The following is a 538-nucleotide window of genomic DNA, read 5'->3' as shown; positions in this document are numbered from 1 at the left end:
CACGAACATTGCTGTGAACAAGGTTCGGCGTGCTCGTGTTGTCTTTGCTCAGTTGTCCTTCACGATTGTTCTTCAGCAGATTGTTGATGAACGTGTAGTTCGGTTTTGTCAGCATCAGCGCATCTTTACAGGCTTGCTCTAAGCGCGATTCGCCATGCGCTTTACTCAGATTGAGCAGCCCAAGGCAGGAGCGATACGACTGCTCTGGATGAGGCTTGGAGTTGAGCATCTTATTGACGACTTCTCGTGTGGCTGGGCCTATATTGGCTCCCCAGTTGAGCAAGCGTCCAGGCGACCACTTCTGATGTTGATGATTACTCGGCATGTGCTCTGGTTGGGTGCTGTTTCCGCGCTCTCTTTGGCTACGTGGATGCTGGGCGATCAAGTTACCTTGATGGTAAATCTGCACCAGACGGTTGGAGGCTTCCAGTTCAACATGGTGGCCAACAAGCTGATGGGGAACCGAGTAGTAGTGACGGCGATATTCAATGTGATAGTCAGGCCCAACCTTGGCTCGCTTGGTTTCGGTATATTGGTA

Annotated in this window: 1 protein-coding gene; it reads right to left on the bottom strand. The window is 51.3% G+C overall.

Annotated elements, in window-relative coordinates:
• Positions 1–538: Mu transposase domain-containing protein (locus R7P74_RS28830; RefSeq protein ID WP_443293550.1), on the bottom strand; the 538-nt coding region annotated here is incomplete at both ends.

The sequence above is a fragment of the Vibrio sp. 2033 genome, from assembly GCF_033339735.1.
The sequence above is the reverse complement of the archived record's forward strand: the minus strand, read 5'-3'. Positions and strand labels throughout refer to the sequence as shown.